Genomic DNA, 8,860 nt, shown 5'->3' on the forward strand with positions numbered 1-8,860 from the left:
GCTGCGGCGCGTGCCTGGCCAGGGCGCGGCCGACCTCGTCGTCACGCGGTGCGGGCGGGTGGACCAGCACGCCGAGCAGGTCGCGCGGGTCGAGCGCGGACAGCACGACCGCGCGGTCGTAGGCGGCGGGCAGGGACGGCCAGTGGAACGCCGCCACCGCGCGCACGGCCTCGGCGGCCTCCGGTGACGGCGGCGGCACGGCGGGCCGGGCCACCATCCCGTCGTAGGTCCAGACGGCGTGCCGCACGTCGTCGACCGGCCGCCTCAGGTCGGGGTCCGGCGCGGTCTCCGCGGTCACGGTGGCCAGCGGGAACGCCGATCGCAACGCCAGCAGGGCGCTCGGCGGTTCGAGGGCGGACAGCGTGACGCGGAACGCGGCGTCCGGCGACGGCTCGTGCTGCTCCAGCACGTCGAGCAGCACGTTGACCACGGCCTCGGTCGGGTCGGGCACCCGGCCCAGCCACGAACGACCCCGGCTGCGCCGGGCGAGCACGTCGGCGGCGTAGGTGTGCTCGGGCCGGTCGCGCAGGCGGCCGGCGAGCGCCACGAGGTGCCGCACGTCGTCGTCCAGGACGTGCCGCAGGCCCAGGGCGGTGGCGAGGGCCTTCGGGTGCTCGGGGTCGGCGTCGGCCGCGCGCAGCGCCCACTCCACGCCCTCGGCCGGGCGGCCCACCGCCTCCAGCAGATCAGCGATGTCGAGGAACAGGTCGTGGTCCTCGGGGGTGCGGGCGGCTTCGCGCTGCCACGCGGCGAGCGCGTCGTCGTGGCGGCCCGCGGTGCGCAGCGCGTACCCCTTCACCACGGCCGCCTCGTGGGTCGGCTCGACGTCGAACGACCGCTGCGCCCACGTGATCGCCTCGTCGAACGCGCCGAGCCGGCGTGCCAGCGTCGAGCCGCACCACAGCAGCATCGCGTGGTCGGGGTGGCGGGCGACGCAGCCGCGCAGCAGGGCGAGCGCGGGCAGCAGCGGCGGGCGTTCGCGCTCCTCGACCGGGTCGGGCAGCGGTTGCGCGAAGCGGGCCGCGGCGATCGCGGCGGCGTCGGGACCGAGCAGGTCCGGGAGGTCCGCGCGGTGCAGCCAGGCGACGTCCAGCCAGGGGCGGTGCGGTTCGTGGGAGGCGACGGCGAACAGCTCCTGGACGGCCTCGTCCCAGCGTCCGGCCATCGCGCACAGGTGGGCGTGCGCGGCCAGCGTGCCGATGAACGTCCGCTCCGGCTCGGGTCCGAAGTGCCGCAAGGCCTGCTCCGGCCCGCCCGCGCGGGCGACGAGCTCCGTGAGCGCCTCGTGGGCGTCGGGCAGCCGCGGGTCGGCCGCCAGCGCGTCGGCGAGGTGGCGCGCGGAGTGGTCCAGGTCGCCGTCCGCCATGATCAGCCGGGCGACCGCGACCTCCCCCTCGGCGTCGAGCCGCTCGTCCGCGCAGTGCTCGGGTCCGTCGTGTGCCATGCGCCCCCTCCGGTCGAGCCGAATCGTAACGGAGTGGATCAGCAGGTCAGGCGTGTTCCGGACGCCGGTGACCACTGACTCCATTGTGGAACGATGTTTTTTCCTGCGGGTGAACCAACTCCGCCGGACGGGTGATGTTCACGCCCTCGCCGTCTCCGTGCGTAACACCATTCCGCCGTGTCCGCGATGTCCGGTCGACTGCTGCGCCCGGGGCGACCCGGGCGCGGGCGAGGAGGACGGAACGGATGTTCAGCCGCAAAGCGCACCGGATCACCGAGCTGGAGCAGGTGGTCGCCGGGCTCCAAGCGCAACTCGGGCAGGCCAACGGCCACCTCGCCGCGATCGGTGGGCTGGAGCACGCGGAGGTCCGCGCGCAGGTCGAGCTGATGCGCGCCGAGACCGCCCGGATCGGGCAGTCGCACGTCCTCGAACGGCAACGCCACCAGTCCGAGCTGGCCGCGGCACGGGCGGCGGTGCACGCGCAGCTGGACGAGGTCCGGCGGCAGGTCGCGCAGGCGCACCGGGAGCTCGTCCCGATCACGGACGAGCTGGTCTTCCAGCAGGCCGGTGTCTTCCGCTACCACCACCCGCTGGAGAACGCCGAGGCGTACGAGGCCCGGTTGGCGCAGGTCAACACCGCGATGAAGCAGATGATCAAGGACAGGCAGGCGGTCGAGGCCGACTCGAACTTCACGTTCAACGGTTCCCGGGTCGAGGGCGCCAGGATGGTGAACGACTGGTGCAAGGTGATGCTGCGCGCCTACAACGCCGAAGCCGAGAACTGCCTGCGGGTGATGAAGGCCGGTTCGGTGCAGACCGCGAAGACCCGGTTGGACCGGACCGCGGAAGCCATCGGCAAGCTGGGTCGGATGCTGAACATCCGCATCGCGCGCCGCTACCAGGACCTGCGCCGGCAGGAGTTGGAGCTGACCGCCGACTACCTCCGGAAGAAGCAGGAGGAGAAGGAGGCGGAACGAGCCGCGCGGGCACGGTTGCGCGAGGAGGCCAAGGCGCAGGCCGAGTTCCGCCGGGAGATCGAGAAGCTGGACAAGGAGCGCAACCACCTCGTCAACGTCCGGCAGGCGCTGCTCGACAAGGGGGACGAGGCGGCCGCGCGGAAGATCCAGGTGGAGCTGGACGACGTCGACGCCGGCTTGCAGGGCTTGCGCGACCGCGAAGCCAACATCCGCGCCGGCTACGTGTACGTGATCAGCAACGTCGGCGCGCTGGGTGCGAACATGGTCAAGATCGGGCTGACGCGTCGGCTGAAGCCCGAGGAACGCGTGCTCGAACTCGGAGACGCCTCCGTGCCGTTCAGGTACGACACGCACATCATCTTCTTCTCGCACGACGCCGTGACGCTGGAATCGGCGCTGCACCGGGAGCTGTCCGACCGCCGGGTGAACAAGGTGAACACGCGGCGCGAGTTCTTCCACGCGACTCCCGGAGAAGTGCTCGAGCTGCTGAAGAAGCACGCGGGGGAGGTGCTGGAGTACGTCGTCGAACCGGAGGCCCTCGAGTACCGGCAGAGCGGTGAGCGCCCGGACGGTGCTCCTGCGCTGCCCGTGCCCCTGGCCGTGGCTGGTTGAGCCGTCCCGTTCCGAACCCAGGAGGCGCAGTGGTCGCAGGCTATGCGGTGGTCGACGTGGAGACCACCGGGCTCCACCCCGGCTGGCACCACCGGGTCGTCGAGGTCGCGGTGGTGACGGTGGACCGGGACGGTCGGGTGACGGACGAGTGGTGCACGCTGGTCAACCCCGGGCGGGACATGGGGCCGCAGCACGTGCACGGCATCACGGCCGCCGAGGCGCGGCAGGCGCCGGCGTTCGACGAGATCGCCGGTGACCTCGGGGCCCGGCTCGCCGGCAACGTGGTGGTCGGCCACAACGTGTCCTTCGACCTGCGGTTCCTGGCGGCGGAGTTCTCCCGGGCCGGGCTGGACGTCCCGCTGGCACCCGACTCGGGCCTGTGCACGATGAAGCTCGCGCACCGGTACCTGACCACCGCGACGCGGTCGTTGGCGCTGTGCTGCGAGGCGGCCGGCGTCGACGCGGGGCAGGCGCACTCGGCCCTGCACGACGCCCACGCCGCCGCGGGTCTGCTCGGCTTCTACCTGAGCCGGGCGGGCACGCCGGAGCCCTGGCGCGACCGGCTCGACGACGCCGAACGCCTGCCGTGGCCGGTGCTCCCGCCGATCACGGGCCGGGTGATGCCCCGGCTGGGCACGTACCCGCAGCCCGCGCACTTCCTGGCCCGCCTGGTCGACGGCCTGCCGAGCGTGCCCCACCCGCCGCGCGCGGACGAGTACCTGTCGGTGCTCGACGGCGCGCTGCTGGACCGGCACCTGTCCGCGGCCGAGCAGGCCGAGCTGGTGGGCGTCGCCGGGGTGCTCGGGCTGGGCCGCGCCGACGTCGAGCGGCTGCACCGGCACTACCTCGTCGCGCTGGCGCGGCGGGCGTGGTCGGACGACGTCGTCACGGCGGAGGAGGAAGCGGACCTGCGGCTCGTGTCCGTCCTCTTGGGACTGGCCGAACCGGACGCCGACCACGCCCTGTCAGCGGCTCGCGCGGAGGGAACCGTTCCGGGAGAACGGGAGTGGGACGACTTCCGGCTCGTCGCCGGTGACGCGGTCGTCTTCACCGGGCAGATGGGCCTGCCCCGCGAGGTGTGGGAGGACCGCGCCGCCGGGGCGGGCCTGGCCGTGCACGGCGCGGTGACGAAGAAGACGCGCCTGGTCGTCGCGGCGGATCCGGATTCGTTGTCCGGCAAGGCGAAGAAAGCCGGCCGGTACGGCATCCCGATCGTCACCGAGGAGGCGTTCGGGCGCCTGCTCGGCGCGCTTCGGACGCAGGACGCATGACGGTCGCGGGGCGCGCGCCGGCGCGCACCCGCCGTGTCGCACCGCACACTAACGGTCACCCCGCGCCCGAATGCGGTGGCGGTGGCGGCACCACGACGTGTACGGTGGTCGTCATCGGGGCATCTTCTTCCTGTCCCCGAACACCCCGCGCCGTGTGATCTCCGGTCCGGCATCGCCGACCGTGAGCGCGCACAGGACGCAGAGAAGGCCGAAACCACATGTCGATCACGTACAACGAGCTCTTCAGTCACCCGGACACGGACCGCCCGGAGGACGTCAGCGCCCCGCGCCGCGCCGAGCAGCGGTCCTACACCGACCTGTTCCACGAGCCGGTCGACGTGCCGGCGCAGAGCACCGGCTCCGCCTGATCGGAGCAGGAGGCCCCCGGTGTCGTCCGCACACCGAGGACCTCCCCGCGCGCGTCAGGCGCTCACCCCGCCGCCGGGGTCACTCCGCGCGCCACAGCGCGGGCACGTTCGGCGGCTCCCAGCCGGGCTGGGCCTGGTGCCCCTGCAAGCACACGTACCCGACGCCGTTGTAGGTGACGACCGCGCCCGCCGCGTAGTTCGTGCCCACGGCCCACGTGCCGCCGCCCGGTGATGACGGGGTGGTGGTGGTCGTAGTCGTGGACGTCGGCCGCGTGGTGGTGGTCTGCGGCACGTTCAGCACGAAGTCGAACTTCGCCGCACGGCCGCTGCCCGCGTTCTGCACGTCCATCAGCAACCGCGGGTCGAAGATGGTGTCGGTGTTGTTGCGCGGCTCGCCCGGGAAGTACAGCTGGGTGGTGAGCACCGGCCGTCCGGGCGCCTGGAGCTTCACGTGGATGTGCCGCGTGCGACCGGGGTAGAGGCCCGGCACGATCGTGCTCAGCGTGAACGAGCCGTCGGGGTTCGTGAACTGGTGGCCGCGGAACTTGAAGCCGGTGTTGTCGTACACGCCGTTGACGTCGGCCTGCCAGAAGTCCATCAGCACGTTGCCGAGCGGCAGGCACGCGAGGCCGAACACGTACCCGGTGACGGTCAGCCTGGTGCCGGGCGTGCTCGCGTCGACCAGCGACGTCCGCAGCGGCGAGTTCGGCTTGAAGTACGGGCCCTCGGTCTGCGGCGGGGTCGGGTCGTCGCCGTCGTCGCACGCCGGCGTCAACTCCACCGGGTCGCCGTTCGCGCCGACCGTGCGGGCCAGCGCGGGCACGCCCATCATGGCCACGGGCAGCGCGACCCCCGCGGCGAACGCGGCGCGCAGCACCGTCTTGCGGCTGAGGTGACGGCTGTCCGCCTCGTCTCCGAGTGGTTCCTCGGTCGTGCCGCGGTCGCCGTCGGTGGATGCGTCCATGACTGCTCCTTTGAGCCGGCCCCTCGTGGGGGCCGCGGTCGGGGATCAACCACGAACCTACGGACGGGGTCGGGGCGCGGACGATGGACTCGCACCGCCGTTCGTGGTGATCCTCGCGGTCGCCGTTGCGCCTCACGACCGCTGTGAACGCCTCAGTCGGCCGGAGCGCCGTCCGCACGTCGGAACGCGCCGGGGCTGACGCCGGTCTCGCGGCGGAAGAAGCGGCAGAAGTAGGCGGGGTCGGGGAAACCGACCCGGTTCGCCACCTGCCGCACGCTCAGGTCGGTCTTCACCAGCAGGCGTTGCGCCTCGTGCGTGCGCGCCTGGCGGATGAGCTGCGACGGCGTCCGCCCGGTGGCCGCCTTCACCGCCTCGGTCAGGTAGCCGGGGGTGACGCCGATCCGCTCCGCGTACGCGCGCACCGACCACAGCCGGTGGTCCGTGCGGACGGACAGCCGGACGAACTCCTCCGCCACCGCGCCGGGACGGGCCGGAGGCGCGGCCGGTGTCGCGGGCAGCCGGGCCGCGCGCACGACGAGCACGTGCAGCAACGCCCGCAGCACCGTCCCCACGCCCGGTTCGCCGCGCCGGTACTCGTCGTGCAGCTCGGTGATCACCCGGTCGACGCGGGCGTGCGCCTGCTCGTCCAGCGTCAGCCACGGCCGCCCGCCCAACCGGCGCAGCACCTCGCGGTCGGCGGGGTGGTCGAGCAGGAAGTCGTCGGTGAACAGCAGCACCGACCCCTGGAGGTCGCGCGCGTCGTCCCAGTGGTGCACCTGACCGGGCGCGATCACGCACAGGTGCGGCGGGCGCAGCTCCCAGCGGGCCAGGTCGACGACGTGCGCGCCGGTGCCGCCGGTGACGTGCACGATCTCGTGGAACGTGTGCCGGTGCGGGAACGACGCGCGCGACATCGGCCCGATCGTGTCGAACGTGCCGACCGCGAACGGCAGCGCGTCGGGCACCGGCACCTCCAGCCGGTGCACCGGCAGCTCGCCCTCGCGTGGCGCCTGGCTGGGCGTTCCCGGTAACACGGTGGTGCCGCGCATCGTCCCGATCCCCTCTCCGGTGAAGGTCCAGACCAATTTCGGTGGGACCACCATGGCACGCACGGGGGCGCGAGGGGAACCGGCGCAGGTCGGCCGTCGGGTCAGCCCGGGTACAGGCCTGGTCCGACCGGTGCGGGCCGGGGCACCGCGCCGCGCGGCGGGTCCTCCGGTCCCGGCCGCCCGCCCAGCAGCACGCTGGTCAGCGAGGCGCGTTCGTCGACCATGGCGCGGGTGACGTCGGCCAGCTCGTCACCGATCACCGGGGTGCCCGTCCCGTCGGCGCGCACCGCGTTGAGCACCGCCCGCCGCAGCAGCTCCTTGATGAACGACGCCGTGACGCCCTCGGTCGCCTCGACCACCGGCCCCAGGTCGGCGCGCAGGTCCACACCGCGCCCGTAGAGGCGCAGCAGCCGCAACCGCCCCTCCGCGTCCGGCCGCGGCACCTCGACCGCCAGGTCGATCCGCCCCGGCCGGTCGGCCAGCGCCCGTTCCAGCTCGTCGGCGCGGTTCGTGGTCAGGACGAACGTGACGTCGGCGTCCGCGCCCACCCCGTCCATGGCGTCGAGCAGCGTGAACAGCAGCGGGTTCGTCGGGCCGGCCGCGAAGCCGCGGTCCATGGCCACCAGGTCGACGTCCTCCACCACGACCACCGACGGCTGCAACCGCCGCGCCAACGCCGCCGCCTGGCCGATCAACCGGATCGCCTGGCCGGTCAGCAGGATCACCGTGCTGCCCGGCAGCCGGCTCATCAGGTACCGGACGGTGTGCGTCTTGCCGGTGCCGGGCGGGCCGTGCAGCAGCAGGCCGCGCTTGAGGTGCTGACCGGCCGCGAGCAGCCGTTCCGAGTGCTCCGCGATGCCGATCACGTGCTCCTCGATCAGGTCGAGCACGCCGTCGGGCAGCACCACGTCGGCGGCCTCCAGCGCGGGCCGCGGCAGGAACGACACCAGCTCGTTCCCGCGGTGCTCGCTCACCGCGAACGACAGCACCTGCCCGCGGAACGCGTCGTGCTCCCGCATCAACCGCTCGACCGCGCCACCGACGGCCCGCGCCGCCGCCCGGTCGGCCGCGAGCACCTCCAGGCGGCACACCGGCGGCCCGAAGTCGTTGGGGCCGCGCACGCCGATCAGCACCGGGGTGCCGTCGGGCGCCGTCGTCGGCACGAGGCCGAGCTGGACGACCTCGACGCTGTCCTCCGGCCCCACCGCCGCGGTCGCGTAGTCGGCCGCGGTGAGCTCGTACCCCAGGCCCTGCCGGGCCGAGAGGAGCATCCCCATGACGTCCTCGTGCCCGCGGTGCTGGCCGCCGACCCCGAACCACTCGGCGTCCGGCGTGTGCTCCGCTAGGTACGCGTCGATGCCGCGCTGCAGGTTGACGTGCTCCCACACCTCGAACTTCGTGGCGACCGACAACGCCTGCGGCAGCTCGCACCCCAGGTGGTCGCGCACGCGTGCGAGCAACGCCCGCCCCCCGCCGTCCTGCTCGACGAGGTTCGCGGCGACCTGCATGAGCCGCTTCAAGCTGCCGGCGAGCGCCTTCGCCTCGTCCCCGGAAAGTTCCCCCACGACCACCACCCCCGCCGCCATCATCACGCATCGGAGTCGCGTTGTCGTGGAGTTGACCCCTTGTCCCGGATCCGCGGGATTTCCACCCATCGTGTCTGGCACGGTGGCGCGGTGCGAGTTGCGGACGATGCGGGCGCCGAGCTGAACGCCACGTTCTCGGTGGAACCGGACGAGGGGCGCCTGGCGGTGGTGCTGGAGAGCTCCGGAGGTCGGACGGCCGGCGGTGGCCGCGCCCGCAACTCCGACTACCGGCCGGCGCTGGAGGTGCTGCTGAGCAGGCTGGTGGACCTGCACGCGGTGCTGGTCGACGCGGTGGTGGACTCGCGCAACGTCCGCCACCTGACCGCGGAGGAGCGGCGGGTCCTGCGGGGCCCGGTGCGGCTGGACCGGCGGGTCGACGTCGTCGACCTGCGGCACCGGCTCACCAGCGGCCAGGGGCGCATCGGGCAGCCGGAGGGCGCGCTGAAGCCGGGCAACAACAGCAAGCGGCTCCGGCTGCTGCTCGACGTGCCGGGGTACCGGGTGGCGGACGCGCGGCGGGAGATCGGACGATCACACGGCTGAACTCCACTCACGCCGTGGCCTCTCGCCGTGGCGGGCCTCGTCGGCG

The 8,860-nt window shown here is 73.4% G+C and carries 8 protein-coding genes; 4 read left to right on the forward strand and 4 right to left on the reverse strand.

Annotation, left to right across the window (positions count from 1 at the left end; genetic code table 11):
• Positions 1-1,444 (reverse strand): tetratricopeptide repeat protein (locus AB0G02_RS21700; RefSeq protein WP_360797208.1); only part of this gene is annotated, 1,444 nt, incomplete at its 3' end.
• Positions 1,445-1,689: 245 nt separating this feature from the next.
• Between AB0G02_RS21700 and AB0G02_RS21705 the strand changes: the two genes are divergently transcribed.
• From AB0G02_RS21705 to AB0G02_RS21715, 3 genes are all read left to right on the forward strand, one after another.
• A complete protein-coding gene (locus AB0G02_RS21705) occupies positions 1,690-3,033 on the forward strand; it encodes a DUF4041 domain-containing protein (protein WP_360797210.1) in 1,344 nt (447 codons plus the stop codon).
• A 29-nt stretch (positions 3,034-3,062) separates the two neighbouring features.
• Positions 3,063-4,304, forward strand: coding sequence for an exonuclease domain-containing protein (locus tag AB0G02_RS21710; protein WP_360797212.1), 1,242 nt, complete (start codon positions 3,063-3,065; stop codon positions 4,302-4,304).
• Positions 4,305-4,522: 218 nt separating this feature from the next.
• Positions 4,523-4,672 (forward strand): hypothetical protein, encoded by a 150-nt coding sequence (locus tag AB0G02_RS21715; protein ID WP_360797214.1) that lies wholly within the window; start codon positions 4,523-4,525, stop codon positions 4,670-4,672.
• A 79-nt stretch (positions 4,673-4,751) separates the two neighbouring features.
• Here AB0G02_RS21715 and AB0G02_RS21720 read toward each other — a convergent pair whose 3' ends face one another.
• The 3 genes from AB0G02_RS21720 to AB0G02_RS21730 all read right to left on the reverse strand — a co-directional run bounded on the left by AB0G02_RS21720 (position 4,752) and on the right by AB0G02_RS21730 (position 8,250).
• A complete protein-coding gene (locus tag AB0G02_RS21720) occupies positions 4,752-5,636 on the reverse strand; it encodes a carbohydrate-binding protein (RefSeq protein ID WP_360797216.1) in 885 nt (294 codons plus the stop codon).
• 152 nt (positions 5,637-5,788) lie between these two features.
• Complete coding sequence (locus AB0G02_RS21725; RefSeq protein ID WP_360797218.1) at positions 5,789-6,685, reverse strand: AraC family transcriptional regulator; 897 nt, start codon at positions 6,683-6,685, stop codon at positions 5,789-5,791.
• Positions 6,686-6,786: 101 nt separating this feature from the next.
• The gene (locus AB0G02_RS21730) at positions 6,787-8,250 is read right to left on the reverse strand and encodes an ATP-binding protein (RefSeq protein ID WP_360797220.1); all 1,464 of its coding nucleotides are present in this window, start codon (positions 8,248-8,250) and stop codon (positions 6,787-6,789) included.
• A 111-nt stretch (positions 8,251-8,361) separates the two neighbouring features.
• Between AB0G02_RS21730 and AB0G02_RS21735 the strand changes: the two genes are divergently transcribed.
• Positions 8,362-8,814: a hypothetical protein gene (locus AB0G02_RS21735; protein WP_360797222.1), complete on the forward strand. Its 453-nt coding sequence runs from the start codon at positions 8,362-8,364 to the stop codon at positions 8,812-8,814.
• Positions 8,815-8,860: the final 46 nt, after the last annotated feature.

This window comes from Actinosynnema sp. NPDC023658 (assembly GCF_040639995.1).
Lineage (GTDB): Bacteria > Actinomycetota > Actinomycetes > Mycobacteriales > Pseudonocardiaceae > Actinosynnema.

Bases quoted from the DNA above. Each gene is read 5' to 3' on its own strand.
- AB0G02_RS21705 (WP_360797210.1), top strand. From the start codon at position 1,690: ATGTTCAGCCGCAAAGCGCACCGGATCACCGAGCTGGAGCAGGTGGTC.
- AB0G02_RS21715 (WP_360797214.1), top strand. From the start codon at position 4,523: ATGTCGATCACGTACAACGAGCTCTTCAGTCACCCGGACACGGACCGC.
- AB0G02_RS21720 (WP_360797216.1), bottom strand. From the start codon at position 5,636: ATGGACGCATCCACCGACGGCGACCGCGGCACGACCGAGGAACCACTC.
- AB0G02_RS21725 (WP_360797218.1), bottom strand. From the start codon at position 6,685: ATGCGCGGCACCACCGTGTTACCGGGAACGCCCAGCCAGGCGCCACGC.